The organism is Desulfosarcina alkanivorans (assembly GCF_009688945.1).
In the GTDB taxonomy this organism is placed as follows: Bacteria; Desulfobacterota; Desulfobacteria; order Desulfobacterales; family Desulfosarcinaceae; genus Desulfosarcina; species Desulfosarcina alkanivorans.
Genome location: NZ_AP021874.1, coordinates 2,390,537 through 2,409,241 on the forward strand (window position 1 = coordinate 2,390,537; position 18,705 = coordinate 2,409,241).

Annotated in this window: 19 protein-coding genes and 6 tRNA genes; 6 read left to right on the forward strand and 19 right to left on the reverse strand. The window is 54.0% G+C overall.

Annotated features, from left to right (window positions below):
- Positions 1-39: 39 nt before the first annotated feature.
- The 13 genes from rplL to DSCA_RS10635 all read right to left on the reverse strand — a co-directional run bounded on the left by rplL (position 40) and on the right by DSCA_RS10635 (position 5,656).
- Positions 40-426, reverse strand: coding sequence for a 50S ribosomal protein L7/L12 (gene rplL, locus DSCA_RS10575; RefSeq protein ID WP_155316404.1), 387 nt, complete (start codon positions 424-426; stop codon positions 40-42).
- A gap of 67 nt (positions 427-493) precedes the next feature.
- On the reverse strand, positions 494-1,018 hold the full coding sequence (rplJ, locus tag DSCA_RS10580) for a 50S ribosomal protein L10 (protein WP_155316405.1): 525 nt from the start codon (positions 1,016-1,018) through the stop codon (positions 494-496).
- Between the two features lie 295 nt (positions 1,019-1,313).
- The gene (gene rplA, locus DSCA_RS10585; RefSeq protein WP_155320378.1) at positions 1,314-2,018 is read right to left on the reverse strand and encodes a 50S ribosomal protein L1; all 705 of its coding nucleotides are present in this window, start codon (positions 2,016-2,018) and stop codon (positions 1,314-1,316) included.
- 95 nt (positions 2,019-2,113) lie between these two features.
- Positions 2,114-2,536, reverse strand: a complete 423-nt coding sequence (gene rplK / locus DSCA_RS10590) for a 50S ribosomal protein L11 (protein WP_155316406.1) — start codon at positions 2,534-2,536, stop codon at positions 2,114-2,116.
- Between the two features lie 53 nt (positions 2,537-2,589).
- Positions 2,590-3,120, reverse strand: coding sequence for a transcription termination/antitermination protein NusG (gene nusG / locus DSCA_RS10595; RefSeq protein ID WP_155316407.1), 531 nt, complete (start codon positions 3,118-3,120; stop codon positions 2,590-2,592).
- Between the two features lie 16 nt (positions 3,121-3,136).
- Positions 3,137-3,376 (reverse strand): preprotein translocase subunit SecE, encoded by a 240-nt coding sequence (gene secE / locus DSCA_RS10600; protein ID WP_231716441.1) that lies wholly within the window; start codon positions 3,374-3,376, stop codon positions 3,137-3,139.
- Between the two features lie 203 nt (positions 3,377-3,579).
- Positions 3,580-3,656 (reverse strand) — tRNA-Trp (locus tag DSCA_RS10605).
- Between the two features lie 30 nt (positions 3,657-3,686).
- Entirely contained in the window at positions 3,687-3,836 is a 150-nt protein-coding gene (gene rpmG, locus DSCA_RS10610; RefSeq protein ID WP_155316408.1) for a 50S ribosomal protein L33, read from the reverse strand.
- A 21-nt stretch (positions 3,837-3,857) separates the two neighbouring features.
- Positions 3,858-5,051, reverse strand: coding sequence for an elongation factor Tu (gene tuf, locus DSCA_RS10615; protein ID WP_155320377.1), 1,194 nt, complete (start codon positions 5,049-5,051; stop codon positions 3,858-3,860).
- A gap of 65 nt (positions 5,052-5,116) precedes the next feature.
- Positions 5,117-5,193 (reverse strand) — tRNA-Thr (locus tag DSCA_RS10620).
- Between the two features lie 63 nt (positions 5,194-5,256).
- Positions 5,257-5,332 (reverse strand) — tRNA-Gly (locus tag DSCA_RS10625).
- Between the two features lie 143 nt (positions 5,333-5,475).
- Positions 5,476-5,560 (reverse strand) — tRNA-Tyr (locus tag DSCA_RS10630).
- 20 nt (positions 5,561-5,580) lie between these two features.
- A tRNA-Thr gene (locus DSCA_RS10635) sits at positions 5,581-5,656 on the reverse strand.
- A gap of 415 nt (positions 5,657-6,071) precedes the next feature.
- On the opposite strand from DSCA_RS10635, the gene DSCA_RS10640 reads away from it, so the two are divergent.
- The 3 genes from DSCA_RS10640 (at position 6,072) to DSCA_RS10650 (ending at position 8,401) form a co-directional block, all read left to right on the forward strand.
- Positions 6,072-7,946, forward strand: a complete 1,875-nt coding sequence (locus DSCA_RS10640) for a lytic transglycosylase domain-containing protein (protein ID WP_155316409.1) — start codon at positions 6,072-6,074, stop codon at positions 7,944-7,946.
- A gap of 12 nt (positions 7,947-7,958) precedes the next feature.
- Positions 7,959-8,034 (forward strand) — tRNA-Arg (locus DSCA_RS10645).
- Between the two features lie 160 nt (positions 8,035-8,194).
- The gene (locus DSCA_RS10650; RefSeq protein WP_155316410.1) at positions 8,195-8,401 is read left to right on the forward strand and encodes a hypothetical protein; all 207 of its coding nucleotides are present in this window, start codon (positions 8,195-8,197) and stop codon (positions 8,399-8,401) included.
- A 163-nt stretch (positions 8,402-8,564) separates the two neighbouring features.
- Here the strand turns inward: DSCA_RS10650 and DSCA_RS10655 are convergent, their stop codons facing one another.
- Positions 8,565-9,923 carry an ISNCY family transposase gene (locus tag DSCA_RS10655; protein WP_155316411.1) on the reverse strand — a complete coding sequence of 453 codons (1,359 nt, stop codon included), beginning with the start codon at positions 9,921-9,923 and terminating at the stop codon, positions 8,565-8,567.
- A gap of 676 nt (positions 9,924-10,599) precedes the next feature.
- On the opposite strand from DSCA_RS10655, the gene DSCA_RS10660 reads away from it, so the two are divergent.
- Positions 10,600-10,806 carry an addiction module protein gene (locus DSCA_RS10660; RefSeq protein WP_155316412.1) on the forward strand — a complete coding sequence of 69 codons (207 nt, stop codon included), beginning with the start codon at positions 10,600-10,602 and terminating at the stop codon, positions 10,804-10,806.
- A complete protein-coding gene (locus DSCA_RS10665) occupies positions 10,803-11,111 on the forward strand; it encodes a type II toxin-antitoxin system RelE/ParE family toxin (RefSeq protein WP_155316413.1) in 309 nt (102 codons plus the stop codon). Before DSCA_RS10660 ends, DSCA_RS10665 begins: the two co-directional genes overlap by 4 nt.
- A gap of 343 nt (positions 11,112-11,454) precedes the next feature.
- On the opposite strand, the gene DSCA_RS10670 is transcribed toward DSCA_RS10665, so the two are convergent.
- Together DSCA_RS10670 and DSCA_RS10675 are read right to left on the reverse strand one after the other, a co-directional pair.
- Positions 11,455-12,261 (reverse strand): reverse transcriptase domain-containing protein, encoded by an 807-nt coding sequence (locus tag DSCA_RS10670; protein ID WP_155316414.1) that lies wholly within the window; start codon positions 12,259-12,261, stop codon positions 11,455-11,457.
- A gap of 697 nt (positions 12,262-12,958) precedes the next feature.
- A complete protein-coding gene (locus DSCA_RS10675) occupies positions 12,959-13,240 on the reverse strand; it encodes a hypothetical protein (protein ID WP_155316415.1) in 282 nt (93 codons plus the stop codon).
- Positions 13,241-13,697: 457 nt separating this feature from the next.
- Here DSCA_RS10675 and DSCA_RS10680 point away from each other — a divergent pair, with 457 nt between their 5' ends.
- Positions 13,698-14,543 (forward strand): hypothetical protein, encoded by an 846-nt coding sequence (locus tag DSCA_RS10680; RefSeq protein WP_155316416.1) that lies wholly within the window; start codon positions 13,698-13,700, stop codon positions 14,541-14,543.
- Positions 14,544-14,717: 174 nt separating this feature from the next.
- On the opposite strand, the gene ald is transcribed toward DSCA_RS10680, so the two are convergent.
- The 3 genes from ald to DSCA_RS10695 all read right to left on the reverse strand — a co-directional run bounded on the left by ald (position 14,718) and on the right by DSCA_RS10695 (position 18,650).
- Complete coding sequence (ald, locus tag DSCA_RS10685; protein WP_155316417.1) at positions 14,718-15,833, reverse strand: alanine dehydrogenase; 1,116 nt, start codon at positions 15,831-15,833, stop codon at positions 14,718-14,720.
- Between the two features lie 158 nt (positions 15,834-15,991).
- Positions 15,992-17,314 (reverse strand): cyclic 2,3-diphosphoglycerate synthase, encoded by a 1,323-nt coding sequence (locus DSCA_RS10690; protein WP_155316418.1) that lies wholly within the window; start codon positions 17,312-17,314, stop codon positions 15,992-15,994.
- Positions 17,315-17,573: 259 nt separating this feature from the next.
- On the reverse strand, positions 17,574-18,650 hold the full coding sequence (locus DSCA_RS10695; RefSeq protein ID WP_155316419.1) for an NAD(P)H-dependent flavin oxidoreductase: 1,077 nt from the start codon (positions 18,648-18,650) through the stop codon (positions 17,574-17,576).
- Positions 18,651-18,705: the final 55 nt, after the last annotated feature.

Below are 18,705 nucleotides of genomic sequence, written 5' to 3' on the forward strand. Positions count from 1 at the left end.
ATGTTACGCATCCTCATGGCGCCTGGCGCCACTTTTTTCTTATTTGAGTTCCACCTGCGCCCCCGCACCTTCGAGCTGAGCCTGGATCTTTTCAGCTTCTTCCTTGGGCACTCCCTCCTTGACCGGTTTGGGCGCTTCGTCAACCAGTGCTTTTGCTTCTTTCAGCCCCAGTCCGGTAATGGCGCGAACCTCTTTGATCACGGCAATCTTCTTGTCGCCTGCGGCAATGAGTACGACGTCGAATTCATTCTTTTCTTCGGCGGCCTCGCCACCAGCCTCGCCGGCAGGTCCGGCGGCCATCATGGCCACAGGAGCGGCGGCGGAAACGCCGAATTTTTCTTCCATCTCCTTGACCATCTCGGAAAGCTCAAGAACAGACATGTTCGCTATAAACTCAATAACGTCTTCTTTGGTAATATCAGCCATTGGTAGTTTTTCCTCCAGATTTGATAATTTTTCAGTTGTTCGATATCGGTTGACCAAACAGGTTTGATCAGGCTTGCGCTTCTTTCTGGTCCTTGATTGCCTGAAGCACGTTGAGCAATCTTCTCGGCACATCGCTCAGTGCCGTTACGAGTGACGTCGGCACGGCGTTCATCGCAGAAAGCACCTGCGCCAGAAGGACTTCCCTGGACGGTAGCGAAGACAACGCTTTAATTCCGTTAAAATCAATAACCTTGCCGTTAAGCACGCCGACCTTGATTTCAAACTTTTTGTTTTCCTTAAGGAAATCGGTAAGCACCTTTGCCGGCCCGACAGGGTCGTCGTAACTCAGTGCGATGGCGCTGGGTCCCTTGAACTGGTCTTTGATCAAGGTGACATCGTTGCCTTCCGAAGCACGCACAAGAAGCGAATTTTTTGCCACCTGGTATTCGGCGTTGGCTTCCCTGAGTTTCCTTCTCAACGTGTTCATCGATGACACGTCAAGCCCCTTGTAGTCGGTCAAAATAACAATGGTTGACTTTTTGAAGCGCTCTTGAAGGTCTTCAGCAATTCTTTTTTTATCGTTGATATCCAATGCTTGATTACACCCCCTTCCTTAATCTGCAAAAACCGGAGGGCCCATGATGGCGTTGATTTATGCGAGTACCTTCTGAAACATCCATAGTTACGGCGACGATGTTCTGGGAAGGCTCATGGTACAATCCAACTCCGTCTCGGCAGGCCGGTAAAAACCGATTATACACAAATACCCTTGACAGAACGGGCCGTTGTGAACCTACAGTCTTTGACAGCGTGATTCGACAGGCGTTTTAACGCCTGCCGTTAAAAAATGGCTTTCGCCTAAGAAATAGAGGAGGCCGCCGGCACTCCTATTTCACCAAATCTTTAACCAGTGCAGTATCGATTTTGATACCGGGTCCCATGGTCGTGGACACGGCAATCCCTTTCAGGTAGGTTCCTTTGCTGGAAGATGGCTTTAACTTCAAAATGGTTTCAAGAAATGCGGAAAGGTTCTCAACGATCTTTTGCGATCCGAACGAGACTTTTCCCATGGGGACATGGACAATGCCTGCTTTTTCGACCCGGAAATCAATCTTACCGGCCTTGAGTTCCTGAACGGTTTTGGCCACATCAAAGGTAACCGTACCTGTTTTTGCGTTGGGCATCAGCCCCCGTGGACCGAGAAGCCGACCGATCTTTCCGACGGTGCCCATCATATCCGGCGTCGCAATGGCTTTATCGAATCCGAACCAGCCCTCCTTGATTTTTTCGACCAGTTCTTCGTTGCCGACAAACTCGGCGCCCGCTTCTTTGGCCTCCATCTCCTTTTCGCCCTTTGCAAAAACGAGGACCTTGACTTCTTTTCCGAGACCATTTGGCAAGACGACGGTGCCGCGGACCATCTGATCCGCATGTCTGGGGTCAACCCCGAGGCGCACAGCCACATCTATCGTTTCATCAAATTTCGCGTAAGAAGAGGAGATGGCAGCATCAATCGCTTCAGTGAAGTCGTAACGTTTGGCAGACTCGATCTTGCTTGATGATTCGTTATATTTCTTACCACGCTTAGGCATTTTAACTTTCACTCCTTGATAATTTGTAGCTTCACGCCCTCGTCTTGCTGCGATCTCTTTGTTTCAGGATCGACAATCAGGCATTACCCGCACAGCTAATTGACATCAATCCCCATACTTCTGGCCGTCCCGCTGATAATTTTGCATGCGGCGGCCATATCGTTGGCATTCAGATCTTCCATTTTAATCTTAGCGATTTCTTCAACCTGGGCCATCGTTACCGTACCGACGCGATCACGTTTGGGATCGCCGGCGCCCTTGGCAACTTTTGCGGCCTTTTTCAACAGCACCGCCGCGGGCGGTGTTTTGGTGATGAAGGTAAAAGAGCGGTCCTGGAAAACGGTGATGACCACAGGGATGATCATACCGGCATCGTTAGCGGTTCGCGCATTGAACGCCTTGCAAAAATCCATGATATTGACACCATGCTGTCCGAGGGCCGGACCGATGGGGGGCGACGGATTTGCCTTGCCTGCTTCAACCTGAAGCTTGATCTGAGCCATTACCTTTTTAGCCATTTTTCGATCGATTCCCTTAAAATTCTGTTAGATGGTAAAAACTGCCGGGGCGGTTATAATTTCGATACCTGGACAAAATCCAGTTCAACCGGGGTTGAACGGCCGAAGATACTCACCAGCACTTTAATTTTCCCCTTTTCGGGGTTTACTTCCTCCACGGTGCCGTTAAAATTGGTGAACGGCCCGTCGATGACCCGAATTTCGTCACCGGTTTCAAAAAAGTATTTGGGTTGCGGTTGGTTTTTCCCCGCCTCCATCCGGTTGAGTATGGTATCCGCCTCTTCCTGAGATATCGGCGTCGGTTTTTCCCTTCCGCCGAGAAAACCGGTTACCTTGGGCGTATTGTTCACGATGTGCCAGGTTTCATCGTCCAGATGCATCTTGACGAGCAGATATCCTGGATAGAACTTTCGCGATGAAGTCCGGCGTTTGCCCTTGACCAGTTCAACAACCTCCTCAGTGGGAACGAGCACCTTGTCGAACTTGTCCGGGTTGGGTGAAGAAGCTATCTTTTCTTCGAGGGAAGCTTTCACTTTGTTCTCGAATCCAGAATAGACATGAACAATATACCATTTTTTTGCCACTATAAACGCTCCTGCGTTATTGCAATACTGCGCGGATCAGGCCGGAAAGGCCTGCGTCGACAAGCCCGAGGAAAAGTGAAATGATGGTCACAATGACCAGGACCACGACGGTTGACCCCATGGTCTGCTTCCGAGAGGGCCACGTCACTTTTTTGAGTTCCACTTTTACTTCTCGGAGAAACTGGATCCCCTTGTCGATAAATGTTTTTTCTTTGACAGCCGCTGCCTTGCTGACCGGCGTGTAGGTTTTTTTCACCGCCGGCAGCGGTTTCCCCATTTCCGCGGGGGAGTCGGAATTCCGGCCGGCTTCATCCACAGGTATCGCTTTTTTAGCTTTTTTGCTCGGATCTTTTTTTCGAAGTAACCGTCCCATCATTCCCCGTTATTATCTACGGCGAACAGCCGTCATGCCTTGCGGCTTTCGACTGTCGGCACCATTGCAGATTACACCTGAAAATGTGGCAGGCCAGGAGGGATTCGAACCCCCAACACCCGGATTTGGAGTCCGATGCTCTACCAATTAGAGCTACTGGCCTGCATAAATCCCTCAGCGTCCGCCTGCACGTTTATTTGGTCTCTTTGTGCGGTGTATGCTTTTTGCAAAACCGACAGTATTTGCTGAACTGCAATTTATCAGGCGTTGTACGTTTATTTTTGGTCGTCGTGTAATTTTTGCGCTTACACTCCGTACAGGCCAGTGTTATAATAATTCTCACTTGAAGGCACTCCTTGGGATACTATTCAATTATCTCGCTGACGACACCGGCACCCACCGTACGGCCACCTTCACGGATGGCGAACCGAAGCTCTTTTTCCATGGCGATCGGCGTAATCAGTTCGGCGGTGATGGCCACGTTGTCGCCAGGCATCACCATCTCGACGCCTTCAGGCAGATTCAGGATACCGGTCACATCCGTGGTACGGAAGTAAAACTGCGGACGGTATCCGTTGAAAAACGGCGTATGACGACCGCCCTCTTCCTTGCTCAGGATATACGCCTCGGCCTTGAACTTGGTGTGCGGCGTAATCGTTCCCGGTGCCGCCACCACCTGGCCGCGCTCGACTTCGTCACGCTTGGTGCCGCGAAGCAGAACGCCGATATTGTCACCGGCCTGACCTTCGTCGAGCAGCTTGCGGAACATCTCCACGCCCGTACACACCGTCTTCGTGGTCTCGCGGATACCCACGATCTCTACCGCGTCGCTCACATGGACGATGCCGCGCTCCACACGCCCCGTCACCACGGTACCGCGGCCGGAGATGCTGAACACGTCCTCGATGGGCATCAGAAACGGCTTGTCCACATCGCGCTCGGGCTCGGGGATGTAGGCGTCGATGGCATCCAGAAGCTCGAAGATGCACTTGGCTTCGGCAGACTCCGTATCATCGGACTCCAGGGCCTTGAGGGCGCTGCCGCGGATGATCGGGGTGTCGTCGCCGGGAAACTCGTACTTGTCCAGCAGTTCGCGCAGCTCCAGCTCCACCAGCTCGATCAGCTCTTCGTCGTCGACCATGTCGCATTTGTTCAAAAATACGATGATCCGGGGGACACCCACCTGGCGGGCCAGCAGGATGTGCTCACGCGTCTGGGGCATCGGGCCGTCATCGGCTCCGACGACCAGGATCGCGCCGTCCATCTGGGCTGCACCGGTGATCATGTTCTTGATGTAGTCCGCATGGCCCGGGCAGTCCACGTGCGCATAATGGCGAGTGGCCGTCTCGTACTCGACGTGGGCCGTGGCGATCGTGATTCCACGCTCTTTTTCTTCAGGCGCCTTGTCAATCTGATCGAAAGGAATAAAATCCGCCATCCCCTTCAAACCGCTCAACTTTGTGATCGCAGCCGTCAATGTCGTCTTGCCATGGTCAATGTGACCGATGGTCCCTACGTTTACGTGCGGCTTCGTCCTCTCAAATTTTTCCTTCGCCATTTTAAAACCTCCCTGAATGGACAATTACTGGCTATTTCAATTTTCTAAAAGCAATGGGCAAAAGGTGGAGCCCACGATCGGAATTGAACCGATGAACCTCTTCCTTACCAAGGAAGCGCTCTACCGACTGAGCTACGTGGGCTTTAGAAGCAACAAGAAAAAGAGCAATTAAAGGCAGGCTGTAAACGAGCCGTATCAAAGTCAATGGAGCGGGAGACGAGGCTCGAACTCGCGACATTCAGCTTGGAAGGCTGAAGCTCTACCAACTGAGCTACTCCCGCGTTCAAATACCCACGATCTTGACATTGACACTGCCCATTAGTGTTTGCCGCATCGCATGACGCAACAAAAAAGCAAGCCATGTAGTACGCTATCGATCCTTCGCTTGCAACGATCTCCTACAGGAACTTACCCAGTATAAAATTGGTGGTGGGGGGAGGATTTGAACCTCCGAAGGCATCGCCGACAGATTTACAGTCTGTTCCCTTTGACCACTCGGGAACCCCACCATATGATCAGCTGTCAACACTGGAGCCAGCGGAGGGACTCGAACCCCCGACCCACTGATTACAAATCAGTAGCTCTACCATCTGAGCTACGCTGGCGGACAAGGTTCTGAAAGAACAAACCAATCAGACGGGTTAACAGGTAACCTTAAAATTGATTGATTGAAACGACGTCTTTTACACCCTCTTTTTTAAATTTTCAAGCAAAATTTTTTCTATCCCAAAAAAAAATATGTATACACGCGCCCCGTCATTCTCTCAAGTCAGCAAAATCAGAGCCTGACGACCAACCGGCCGTTGCCGGGCTAAAGTTTGCGGTGCAATGGAACGATAACAGCATAAAAAGGAAACCGGGGTTACTGGCCTTGCGCTGAATCCGGATTTCCTTCCGGCTGAACCATCGCAACTTGACAAAGAAGCGGTCCAATGTGTATGGACCCTGGAAACAAGCGGTTTTGCATTGGCTCGATTCGTTCGTCACTTATCATATGATCGTCAAAAAGAGGACCCTGAATTGCCTTCCTATATTATGAGACCCATTATCTGTTTAATGCTGATTCTTTTTTCCGGATGCGCCCACCAGCCCGCCGACCGGACCTCCGAACCGACAGCCGACGCCTATCTGTCGCCTGCCGTTGAAGTTCCCAGCGCAGAAATCAGTCCCGTCCCGGCGGATCCGTCCCCGCCCGATGACACCGTTGTTGTCAACCAGCCATCCGCGATGGCAGCCGAATGGGAAGTTCCGCCAATGGTTGCCCCGTCAGATGCAGAAATTTCAGTTGACAGCACCGAGGTGATCGACCCTGTTGCCGCAGACCCCGTTTCTTCAGCCAACGGCATTCAGCAGCAACTGGACGAAGCATTGGTGTTCTGCGAAGCCGCCCAGGATTTCTGGCAAAAGGGGGAACTCGAAAATGCCCTGGAGTCCCTGGACCGGGCCTATTCCCTGATCCTGACGATCGAACCGGACGACCCCCCCAAACTGGTTCAGCAAAAAGAAGACCTGCGGTTCCTTATTTCCAAGCGCATACTCGAAATCTACGCATCACGGAATATCGTTGTCAATGGCAATCACAATGCCATTCCACGCGAGATCAACGCCAACATCCAGAGGGAGATCAACCTGTTCACCAGGGGCCCCGAAAGGCGTTTTTTTATCGAGTCCTACAAACGTTCCGGTAAATACCGCCCCATGATCCTGCGGAAACTGGAAGCCGCCGGCCTGCCCGCCGAGTTGTCATGGCTCCCGCTGATCGAGAGCGGTTTCAAAGTCAAAGCGCTATCCCGGGCCCGGGCACTGGGGTTATGGCAGTTCATACCGTCAACGGGCTACAAGTTCGGCCTGAAGCGAGACCAGTATATCGACGAACGCATCGATTTTGAAAAATCCAGCGATGCCGCCATCGCCTATCTCAAAGAACTCCACAGCATTTTCGGAGACTGGTCCACCGTGCTGGCTGCCTACAATTGCGGTGAGGGGCGGGTGCTGCGTGTGATCCGGACGCAGAACATCAACTACCTGGACGATTTCTGGGATCTTTTCGGCCGCCTGCCCTTTGAGACCGCGCGCTATGTCCCCCGTTTTCTGGCGGCCCTGCACGTCATCGAAAACCTGGAAAAATACGGGATGGCGGATATCGATGCGTATCAGCCACTGGTTTTCGAAACGGTGGATGTCAATCGCCAGATCCACCTGAAAGATCTGGCCGTGCCCCTCGGAACCACACGCGAGGTCCTCAAGGAACTCAACCCCGAACTCCGGTACAGCGTGCTGCCCCCCAGAGGATACACCGTGCGGGTACCGGTCGGCAAAAAAGACCTGCTGCTGGCGTCCATTGACCAGGTGCCGGTTTCATCCCCCCCCCGCCCTGCATTCGTTTACCACCGGGTCAAAAAGGGGGAAACCCTGTCCACCATCGCCCGGCGTTACCATACCAGTGTCAAAAAAATCATGTGGGCCAACAATCTGAAGCGGTCCAGCTATATCGTGGCCGGAAAGAAGCTTAAAATCCCCCAGCGCGGGATGGTCATCACACGCGCGCCGGCCACGGCGCCTTCTCCCGCCGCGTGGAATCGGAAACACGTGGTCAAAAGCGGCGATTCCCTGTGGATTATCGCCAAGCGATATGGTACGACCACCCAGAAAATTCAGAAGGTGAACCGTCTCTCGACCACCCGGTTGCGCATCAACCAGGTGCTGAAGGTCCCCTCGCAGAAAAGCGCCGGGGCAACACCGTCCAGGGGATCGGCAACCTATTACGTGAGACAGGGCGACAGCCCCTATCTCATTGCCCGGAAAAATAACATGTCACTGAACCATTTCCTGAAAATCAACAACCTGACCCCCCGGAGCACCATCTACCCGGGACAGTCGGTCAAAATCGAATAACCCTACCCAAACGCCCCCGTAGCTCAGGGGATAGAGCATCGGATTCCTAATCCGTGCGCCGCAGGTTCGAATCCTGCCGGGGGCACCAATCGACTTAATAAAACCGGGCATTTAGCCCGGTTTTTTATTCGTTGCCGAAGGCGGATTTTTGGGGTGTCAACATAGTGTCAACTTTTTTTGACTGACCCTTTGATTATTGGTTGAATGTCTCTGTACATCAAAATCAATAGCAATAAAGGAGATTGAAGATGCAGTGTTCATTCAACATTGAGGTAGTGGAGCCAGAACCGGATGGTATGCTTTTTCAACCATTCGTCAAATTCCGATTCGTACAACTCAATGATACGCCAGAATTAATGACAGCCGGAGAAATTGACTATCAGATAAACAGCATGCTCAAAAAAATAACGAACCTTAAAAAAACAGGCAAAAAGCAAGCTAGTGTCCATCCATAAATGGTGATTCTCAGAGCCGAGTCGCAAAAAATATGGAGCAGTAGAATCCTCGGCAGGATATTTCTCACCATCGTTACATTGAGTTGTGACTAATCAATCAAAATCGGCTTAATCCAAGCGCACTTGTTCAACCAGTTTTTAAGATGCGGAAGCGGTTAAGCTCTCAAGTGGCTGGCTTGGCCCTGGCGATGGTCAGCAAGTTCGCGGCCACAATCGACGACCAGACATAGGATTTAAACGAGTCCCATCCTTTCCAGGTACATCGGGAAAGGCCAAGACAACGCTTCAGCCAGGAAATGCCAGCTTCAATTCCGGCTCGAAAACGGCGTAACCTGCGATAAACATACTGGCTGCGGCACATGTCGGTTTCTGATAGACCTCGCTTTTTGGCAAAACAGACGTCTTTGATCTTACGCGATTTGGCCTGTTTCAAGTTCTCCTTGGATGCAAAACCGCCATCGAAGCTGGCCTTGAGGGGATAACGGCCATAGATCTGTTTTTGCCGGTCCAGCATGGGTATGGTCAGATCCGTGTCGGCTGGATTACCTTCGGTGACTACACAGTCCAGAATCAGGTTCGAAGCGCCGCCGGTCAGACAGATTTTGTGGCCAAACAGCGTATCGCGTCGATCCTTGACGATGATGTCGGTATGTGGCTCGAACACCGATACCACCTTGTCTTTGGCATCGACAGTTTCTCCATGAAGAACCCGGCGTTCGGTCTGGTGGATCACCCTACGGGTCAAGTCAACAAAATGTTCGATCTGGAAGCCAAGTGCCATGGCCAGAGGGTCTATGGTCCCACCGGTGTTGATCGCAGCGACAGCCCTGTGGGCGTACCCGACCACTTTGCGACTGGTTTTGAGCAGATCCACGTAGGCGGCCTTACGCGTGATCTTGCGTTTGGCATTCATCACCGCCAGCATCCGACGTTTGGCAACACGGGTATGGTTATGGAAACCAGGAACGTTAACCCGAAAATCTTCCCGGCAGCGGTCGACCAGCCTTGTCAGCACCCGAACACCATCCCACAACAGGTTGGAGTCGGTGGGGTGATGGATGTGGGTTTCAACGCATGTGCAATCCACACGGACTTGACGACCCTTTTCAATGCCCTTTTGTTTCGCATATCCCAAAAGGTCCGTGTTGATCAGTTCCCAGGTGATGTCCGATATGGCTTTGATGTTCTTGTTCAGCGCAGATTTCTTGTATCCCTTGTCGGCGATGCCGATACGGCAAAACCAGCTCAATGCCTGCGAATCGACGATATGAAAGGCCAAGTCTTCATACGTAAAACCGAAAAGGACTTTCACAATGGCACAACGAAGCACCTGGTCAGCACTCATGCCACCGGCACCTTTTCGATAGGCGACCAACTTGCCCTTGTTCAAATCTTGAAGAACGCGATCGCAGATGATAGGGTGCCCATCAATGATGTCACTGATGGCTGTGAGTTCTTTTGCTTGGGCGTGGTCTTTTATCTGAGGCATCAGCGGCATCTGTTTTTGCCATTTTTCGCGCATTTTGTGTTTCGCCTTTTTCTTTCTTTTGTAATGATATTGGTTGTTTGGAGACTTTCAATATACTACAACGAGAAGAATAAAGCTACAACAAAATGCGCGTTTCTTATTTATTACGGGTAGTTATTCCCGTGGATGGACACTGGCTAACGTCTCGCTGCCTTGGCCGTCGCAATCGCCATGTCCAACGCCGCGACAATTTCAGCCGTCGTTAATCCCGCCAACCTAAGTGGCCAGGGGTGCATTGATTGCCGCGGCCAGCGATCAATCCACGACCGTTACTGCCGAGCATGTCCGGCGGGCGGCTACCGAAATATTTTAAGGTGAGAAAACGACGGGGGCTTGTAAAATTTACAGCCCCCGTTCAAATAATCTGGAAATCGATCAATTGGTTCAAAATAATCAGGAAAAATCCGTCCATTTAATTTGAAAATCAACACACAGGATAATCGCGTAGGTCTCACCGAATCGTGTCTCTACCACAGCTAAGCGCTACAATTTTCCACATTTAATTTGATGGAAATTTTGATATAGAATATAATTGTTTGTATTCATTGATTAAGTTTTTGATTGAAAACTATTTGTTTTCCGATATGATTGGTCCAGCAGGGCCGATATTCAGCAAGGCATTCAATAGTCTGTTTGGGTATAACCATTATGTTTTTTTGGAGGCTTTCCAATGAATATAGATGAGTTAAAAAAGTTAAGCAGTGCCGAGCGCATTCAGGTAATGGAAGCCCTTTGGGATTCCATGCTCTATGAGGGCGGTGAAATGAATACTCCTGAATGGCACACACGCATATTGGAACAAAGGAAAAAAGCTATCGCTGATGGTAGTGCAAAATTCATCTCAATATCAGAGCTTAAGACGAGCCGAGGGCAATGAAGGTTAAAGATGTCTTAGTATTGCAAGAAGCCGTTGATGACTTGAATGAGGGAAAAGCCTTTTATGATCTTCAAGAACTTGGCGTAGGCAATTATTTTTGGGATTGCATGGTCGCTGATATTGAATCTTTGATCGTTTACGCTGGGATTCATTCCAAAAAGCTTGGTCTGTTCCAGATGTTTGCCAAGCGCTTTCCATATGCGATCTATTACGAAGTGGTTGAAAAGATTGCTTATGTTGTGGCTATTTTGCCAATGCGAAAAAATCCGGCTTGGATTTCTAAACAGCTGAATAAGAGACGATAATCCGGATTTTAATTTTAATCCCCCCGAATTCGAGGAAATTAAAAATAAGGCCAGCCTGAACCGCTTTGTTCTTTCTGTTAAGCAGTTGGCCTTCTATCCTGCCCTTGTGTATATTTTTGTGTGCTCGGTGGCGTTGTAAGGAATTGAACTTTGGGCCTCCTTGCATACACAAATCGTCCCCCCATTTGTTGGATTGTTTTGTATTAATAATGCAACATTCCCCAGTTAAAATGTGATTTCCCCTGAAAATGACCAATTAAGACAGAATTACATCCCTCAAATAAAACAATTTCATATAATATCGGTGGGGTTATTTGGCCTGAAAGTCAGTATTTTAAAATGATCATTTGCCACAATCACAAACCCCTCCCATTTTTCCGCACAGGGCACAAGGCAGCTCATCTAAGGGACCGCCTTGCGGAGTCCCTTCCACACGGCGTATTTTTACCCCCTCTTGCAGCATGCCCGCCTCCAGGAACCGACGAATAACCCGCAGAAGCCGTTTGTCTCCGATCCAGCGGCATAGACGACCCATCAGCACATCGTGGTTGACCCGGTCGAAAAACTTCTCCAGGTCCATGTCCACCACGACCTCATGGCCAGAGGCCACGTACTCCTGAGCTTGTTTCAGTGCTGTGTGGGCGCTGTGCCTTGGCCGAAAGCCATGGCTGGCAGGTGAAAACGTCGCGTCCAGAATTGGCTCCAATACCTGCAGGATTGCCTGCTGGACAAGCCGATCCACCACCGTTGGTATACCCAATTGTCGCATACCACCGGCTGGCTTGGGGATTTGCACGCCCCTGATCTGACAGGGCTTGTAGGTGCCGGTGACCAACTGCTCGATCAACTGCCCTTTATGGGTGCTCAGCCACGGGCTTAGGTCGTCGACGGTCATCCCGTCGATCCCTGCTGATCCCTTGTTGGCTTTCACACGCCGATAGGCAGCGTTCAGGTTGGATGGAAGGACCACCCGTTCCATCAGGTCCTGCGTCAAGGCTCGTTGCTGGGCCACCGCCGCAAACGCTTGCTGCTCCTCGCTCGTTCCAGATCCGCTTCCGGCTTCTCCAAAATCGACGGGGCGTATAACCGATCCTACCTGCTCGAACAGGCTCAGTTGTTCTGTTATACCTTGCTGCCGCTCCACGTTCATCGAGATGTCTCAGACTGCTCCTTGGACTAAAGGATTCGGCCCTTCAACCGGTCTGGTCTACTATGGCCTCTGCTGACTTCTCCAAACGCATCCCGTAGCCTTGCGACATCGGTAGTCTGCTCGTCAGACACGTTTTGAGATCTCCCAGGGTAAGACGGAATTCTTTCACCCGGTTCCCGCCGGATTTACCTATGTCGCATCCGAGTGGCTATCGGGCTTCTCTGTCTATGGCCAGATTACCCTGCGAGCATCGGCCTTGTATCCGGTTTCTGTTCGTCGGGTCCGGGTTTTGCCTCCGGCTTCCTCCAGACCTTGCCTCGCGACAACGCCCTTGCCTTTGGCTAACAGTTCCGACCAATACGGCCTGTTCGGGACTTGCACCCTATAGAATTGCGCCATGCCTGGCACACATCTCTTGGGCAAGACCCAGCTGCGGGTCTTGCCCTTTTTTATGTCAGCCGCCACACCAGGGCCGGCGTTGCCTCATTGGCCGGGCAAGTAGACCGTGGTGCCCAAGTTGGGAGCATATGTTTTTTTCTGTTCCAACTTGTACCCGGCAGCCTGCTTTTCAGGGCATATTCGGATTCTTGGTCGGTGGCGTCCGGAGGTGTTTGAATAATTTCGGCTGGCACTCCCCGCCCCTTCACCGATGGGGAGCCTGTTGCATCGAAACACGGCCGCATTGCCACGGGGATCGTTAATTGGAGTTGACGGACGCCTGGAGCATTTTGGAGAGGGTGTAGAGTTCTTTCTGCATTTCAAGCAGCTTGCCCTGCAGCAAGGTCCCCAGGACCTCCATGCGACCCCGGCAGTTTCCGGACTGGTCCAGCACCCTGTCGATCTCCGCCTGGTAGGGCCTCAGGTGCGCATTACGACCCAGAAACCGTTCGCGTTCAGCCAGGGCCTCCTGAAGGCATTGATCACTCGTCATGGACCTCTGCTGCTGCCTGTCGCCGGCATTGTTGAACGTTTCTTTCATATTTGCGCCAATCCTCTTATTCCATCATTGTTGCGTTGGAAAAAGGCCGGGAGACGATGAATCGTATCGCTGGATTCAAGGATGGGAACCGGTATATTAACAAAGCAAGCAATGGGCCAGAAGCTTAACAGGGGTATATTGTCATTATTTTCTACATGTTAAAAAATTTCGGCCACAACGGAAGCATTGGGCTGGGAAAAAAGAAACCCATAATTTATCGATAATAGTGTCTAATTATATGGTGCGGTTTACCCAATTGACGCCAGGGATGAAGGCGGTCAGAGGCCATCTGCCCCCTGGCCTGGCCCAAATCCGAAGGTAAGGCAGGTCATCCTCATTTTCATTGGATCGAAATGCAAAAGTCCTTGGATTCTGTAAAAATATCTGGAATAAGTGCTGCCAGACCGACGGCATCACCGATGAACCAGAATAAACCTTAATTCACCGACGGAAAATCATGAACACCTGCCCGCCGAGCAGCAGCAAAACGGTTTACCTGTGCCAGGTGAGCCCCGACGTCTCCTGCGGAGCCTGCTGCGGACTTTACAATGTGGCCGATCCGTCCCCCCAGGCACTGGAAGCCATGCTGGTGCGCCGGACCGGATGGTTCGCCGACGTCCCGCGCACCGTGGCCGGGATTGACGCGTTCAAGGAACGGGTCGAAGGCAGCGAACCCCGCCAGCACCCCTTCCCGGAGTTTCACCACTGTCCTTTTCTGGGAATCATCGCGGACACGGGCCGCCGGGTGGGCTGCCTGCTGCATCCCCTGGCAGACGGCAACGACGGCCTGGACTGGCGCGGACTGAGCTACTACGGCGGCATGGCCTGCCGCACCTATTTCTGCCCCAGCGTCCGGCAATTGCCGGCCCGATGGCTGAACGTCGTGCGCCGGAGCATGGACCACTGGTACCTGCACGGGCTCATCGTTACCGAACGGCATCTGCTGTCCGCCTTCTTTGAGGAACTGGAGAGCCGGATCGGTCGGCCTGTCCGCGAGGCCGACGTTTCAGATGGCGCCGGCACCGCATCGCTTTTCCGGGCCTTTGCCGGGCTTAAGTTGAACTGGCCCTTCCGTCGACAGGATGCACCGGGGGCGGGCAACTACTTTTTCGAAGACGGCCGGTACCGGCGGCCACCGGTGGAACGGACAGCCCCTGACATCCCCGCATCGCGATTCGACCACATTTTCAAGGAACTCGATTCCGGTTTTACATCGACGGCCGACCTTAGCCGGGCAGAAGAACGGATAGAAACCCTCTTCAGACGAATGACAAAACGCCTGCAAGGCGGTGGGGGCGGATAAGGGCTCCTTGCAGCCGGCTAGGGAGCCGCATCCTGCCGCGATGGGAAAGACAGATGACGCAGGCATCGCTGCCGGAGGCCGTTTTTAGCGGATAAACCCAAAAGGGGGCTCCGGCTGGCTATAGAAAGCCGGACGCCCCCTCATCCTTCCTTCGTTGCGCCATCAACGCCCGGTTTACGACATCATCTCTTCAACAGGCGTGTATGCCATGCCGAACGCCTCGGCCACGGCCCGGTAGGTGACCTTGCCGTCGATCACGTTGGCGCCCGGCTTGATTTCGGCGTTCTCCTGCATGGCCCGCTTCCACCCCTTGTTGGCGATCTCCACCGCATAGGGCAGGGTGGCGTTGGTCAACGCCAGGGTCGAGGTCTTGGCCACCGCACCGGGCATGTTGGCCACGCAGTAGTGCACCACCCCGTCCACCACGTAGGTGGGGCTGCCGTGGGTGGTGGCCCTGGAGGTCTCGAAACAGCCCCCCTGGTCGATGGCCACATCCACCAGCACCGACCCCTTCTTCATGGTTCCCAGCATGTCACGGGTCACCAGCCGCGGGGCCTTGGCCCCGGGAATCAGCACGGCCCCCACCACCACGTCGGCCTCTTTGACCAGCTTGCGGATCGTCGCCGGGCTGGACATCAAGGTGAAGCAGTTGGCCGGCATCACGTCGCTCAGGTAGCGCAGCCGGTCCAGGTTCATGTCCAGCAGGTAGACCTTGGCCCCCAGGCCGCAGGCCATCTTGGCCGCGTTGACCCCCACCACGCCGCCGCCGATCACCACCACCGTGCCCGGGTCCACGCCGGGAACGCCTCCCAGCAGCACCCCGTGGCCGCCCTGGGCCATCTCCAGGTACTTGGCCCCCTGCTGGATGGCCATGCGACCGGCCACCTCGCTCATGGGCGTCAGCAGCGGCAGGCTGCCGTCGGCCTTCTGGATGGTCTCGTAGGCGATGCTGACACTGCGGCTCTTGATCAACGCCCGCGTCTGGGTCTCGTCGGCCGCCAGGTGCAGGTAGGTGAACACGATCTGTCCCTCCCGGATCAGGTCGTACTCGGGGGGCAGGGGCTCTTTGACGTGCATGACCATGTCGGCCGCATCGAAGATCTCCTTCGGGGTGTCGACGATACGGGCCCCGGCCCCGGCGTAAGCCGCGTCGGCAAAGCCGCTGCCGGCGCCGGCGTCTTTTTCCACCAGTACCGTGTGCCCGTTGTGGATCATCACTTCCGCCCCCGCCGGAGTCATGCACACCCGGTTCTCTTCCGTCTTGATCTCCTTTAAGATGCCGACAATCATGGTCCCTCCCGGTCTGATGAAGTTAATGGAATACTATCGGTTTGCCTATCACATGCAACCTTGACGTTACCGAAACATCGCAGCCCCGTCAACTCTCCGGAAACCGGCGTTTTGCACTGTTTTCAGGGGGCGCGGACACGGGACACGGCGGCGCTTTTTCAGAGCCCGCCCTCAAGCTGCTTGCGGATCACCGCTTCGAGGGTGGGCTCGCTGTTGTCCTTGTACTCGTAACGCACACGAACCACCGGTTTATCCACGGTCACCACGGCTGTGAGGTCAATGGGCGTGGCCGAAAGGACCAAGTCACAGGGGCAGTCGTTGATGGTATCTTCCAGGTCCTTAATTTGGGCGGGGCTATAGCCCATGGCAGGAAGCAACGTGCCGATATGGGGATAGTCGTTGAACGTTTCCGCCAATGATCCTTTGAGGCAGGGGCGCGGGTCGGCAAGGGAAGCGGCACCGAACCGGCGGGCGGCAATGACACCGGCGCCGTAGGTCATTTCACCATGGGTCAGCGTGGGCCCGTCCTCCACCACCAGGACCCGTTTGCCTCTTATGAGGCTTGGATCGTCCACCAGGACCGCGGAGTCGGCCATGATAATGGCCGCCTTTGGATTGTGTTTTTCAATGGTTTTGCGAACCTGCTCCACCTTCTCGGGCTCGGCACTGTCCACCTTGTTGATCACGGCGACATCGGCCATGAGCAGATTGGTTTCACCGGGGTGGTAGCGGGTTTCATGCCCGGCGCGGTGGGGGTCGAAAACCACGATATTGACGTCCGGCCTGAAAAACGGAGTGTCGTTGTTGCCACCGTCCCAGACAATGACATCGGCCTCTTTTTCCGCCGCTTCCAGGATCAGCCCGTAGTCGACACCGGCATAGACGACGGCCCCCATGTCGATGACCGGTTCATATTCTTCCCGTTCTTCGATGGTACAGTGCTGGCGGTCAAGATCCTCGCGGGAAGAGAACCGCTGAACGATCTGCCGGGTAAGATCGCCATAGGGCATGGGATGACGAACGGAAACCACGCGTTTTCCCATGCGCTTCAATATCTGGATGACTTTCCGGCTGGTTTGGGATTTTCCGCAGCCGGTGCGCACCGCACAGACCGAGATCACCGTCCTGTTGGATGTCAGCATGGTGTAAGGGGCGCCGATAATGATAAAATCGGCACCGGCGGCGGTGGTCAGGGAAGCCTTGTGCATCACCTCCACATGGGGCACGTCGCTGTATGAAAAGGCCACCAGGTCCACCCCGTGCCGTTGGATGAGTTCTGCCAGCCGGCTGTCCGGGTAAATGGGGATGCCATCGGGATACCGGCTGCCGGCAAGTTGCGCCGGATACATGCGGCCGTCGATATCGGGAATCTGGGTGGCCGTGAATCCCACCACCTGGTACCGGAGGTTATCCCGGAAATAAACATTGAAATTGTGAAAATCCCGGCCTGCGGCCCCCATGATGATCACCTTCTCTACCATGCTGCACCTCCTTGCGGGACGATCGTTGATACAGGGCGACCATCGCTGCCGGCGAACCCGGCGTGAAACGGCCGCCACAATTTAATTATCAATCGGCCGACTCGACAAGGGATCTGGCCTGCAGGCCGGCCGTGAACCGGTTTGAATGAAGGGCAGTAAAGACGGGAAATCGGCAGCCGGGCACAAAAAAGGCGCCGGATTCTCCGGCGCCCAATATATCAGCTGGAAGAAAAAAAGAAAGGCGGAAAAGCGGGTGCCGTCAGCCCGTAGCCCGATCGTAACCGGTTTCCAGGGATCGCATCAACTCCTTGACGGAGACAATTTCGTCCACACGGAAAGCATTGGCACCGGCGAAGGCGAAACCGTTTTTCAACTTGCCCCGCCTGGCGGAGGCCAGGGCCATACCGATGCAGTAGGGGCTCTTCTCCGGATCGCAGGTCTTGATGCAGTGATACGGACAGCGGAAAGGCCGCCTGACGCCGGCGGCCACATCCACCAAAAACTGGTTTTTCAGGGCTCTTCCGGGGAGCCCCACCGGGCTTTTGATGACCATCAGGTCCTCTTTTCGCGCATCCACATAAGACTGCTTGAAAATCGGGTCCGCATCGCATTCGTGGGTGGCCACGAACCGGGTGCCCATCTGGACGCCACTGGCGCCGATCTGCAGGAATCGCCGGATATCATCGCCGTCATAGACGCCACCGGCAGCGATGACCGGAATCCGGATGCCGTGCTCCGCCTCGACCTTCTTCATCTCGGCGACCACATCGGCCACCAGGGTCTCTAAACTGAAAGCGGGATCATCGAGCTGCTCGGCTTTGAATCCGAGGTGCCCGCCGGCTTTGGGCCCCTCCACCACGAAGGCATCGGGCAGGTAGCCGTAGCGCTGGAACCATCGTTTACAGATCAGGGCAGCGGCCCGGCCCGACGAAACGATTGGCACGAGCCGGGTGCGGTCCCCTTTTTTCAGGAAACCGGGCAGGTCCAGCGGCAGCCCCGCACCGGCAAAAATGATGTCTATTTTCTCGGCGATGGCGGTTTTGACCAGGTCTGCAAAATGGGTCAGCGCCACCATGATGTTGACCCCCACAATCCCGCGGGTCTTCTCCCTGGCTTTGCGGATTTCCCGGGAAAGGGCGCGGCAGTTGGCCTCCAGCCCGTTGGTGGAGACATCCTTTTCGGTGATGCCGGCCATCGCACCGGCGATGACGCCGATACCACCGGCGTTGGCCACGGCGGAAGCCAGGCCGGACATGGAGATCCCCACGCCCATGCCCCCCTGAATAATGGGGAGCCGACTGATCAGGTGTCCGATTTTCAACTCAGGCATTTTCATTTGTTGCACCGTCCCCGGTCGTTTGAAATAGTTCGACAGATACAGGTCGTTTTGA

Coding starts and splice junctions, on each gene's coding strand:
- ald (WP_155316417.1), bottom strand. CDS start 15,833: ATGATTGTCGGCATCTTAAAGGAGATCAAGACGGAAGAGAACCGGGTG.
- rplA (WP_155320378.1), bottom strand. CDS start 2,018: ATGCCTAAGCGTGGTAAGAAATATAACGAATCATCAAGCAAGATCGAG.
- DSCA_RS10670 (WP_155316414.1), bottom strand. CDS start 12,261: ATGAACGTGGAGCGGCAGCAAGGTATAACAGAACAACTGAGCCTGTTC.
- DSCA_RS10690 (WP_155316418.1), bottom strand. CDS start 17,314: ATGGTAGAGAAGGTGATCATCATGGGGGCCGCAGGCCGGGATTTTCAC.
- DSCA_RS10655 (WP_155316411.1), bottom strand. CDS start 9,923: ATGCGCGAAAAATGGCAAAAACAGATGCCGCTGATGCCTCAGATAAAA.
- DSCA_RS10675 (WP_155316415.1), bottom strand. CDS start 13,240: ATGAAAGAAACGTTCAACAATGCCGGCGACAGGCAGCAGCAGAGGTCC.
- DSCA_RS10680 (WP_155316416.1), top strand. CDS start 13,698: ATGAACACCTGCCCGCCGAGCAGCAGCAAAACGGTTTACCTGTGCCAG.
- DSCA_RS10660 (WP_155316412.1), top strand. CDS start 10,600: ATGAATATAGATGAGTTAAAAAAGTTAAGCAGTGCCGAGCGCATTCAG.
- DSCA_RS10665 (WP_155316413.1), top strand. CDS start 10,803: ATGAAGGTTAAAGATGTCTTAGTATTGCAAGAAGCCGTTGATGACTTG.
- rplK (WP_155316406.1), bottom strand. CDS start 2,536: ATGGCTAAAAAGGTAATGGCTCAGATCAAGCTTCAGGTTGAAGCAGGC.
- rplL (WP_155316404.1), bottom strand. CDS start 426: ATGGCTGATATTACCAAAGAAGACGTTATTGAGTTTATAGCGAACATG.
- DSCA_RS10650 (WP_155316410.1), top strand. CDS start 8,195: ATGCAGTGTTCATTCAACATTGAGGTAGTGGAGCCAGAACCGGATGGT.
- DSCA_RS10695 (WP_155316419.1), bottom strand. CDS start 18,650: ATGAAAATGCCTGAGTTGAAAATCGGACACCTGATCAGTCGGCTCCCC.
- tuf (WP_155320377.1), bottom strand. CDS start 5,051: ATGGCGAAGGAAAAATTTGAGAGGACGAAGCCGCACGTAAACGTAGGG.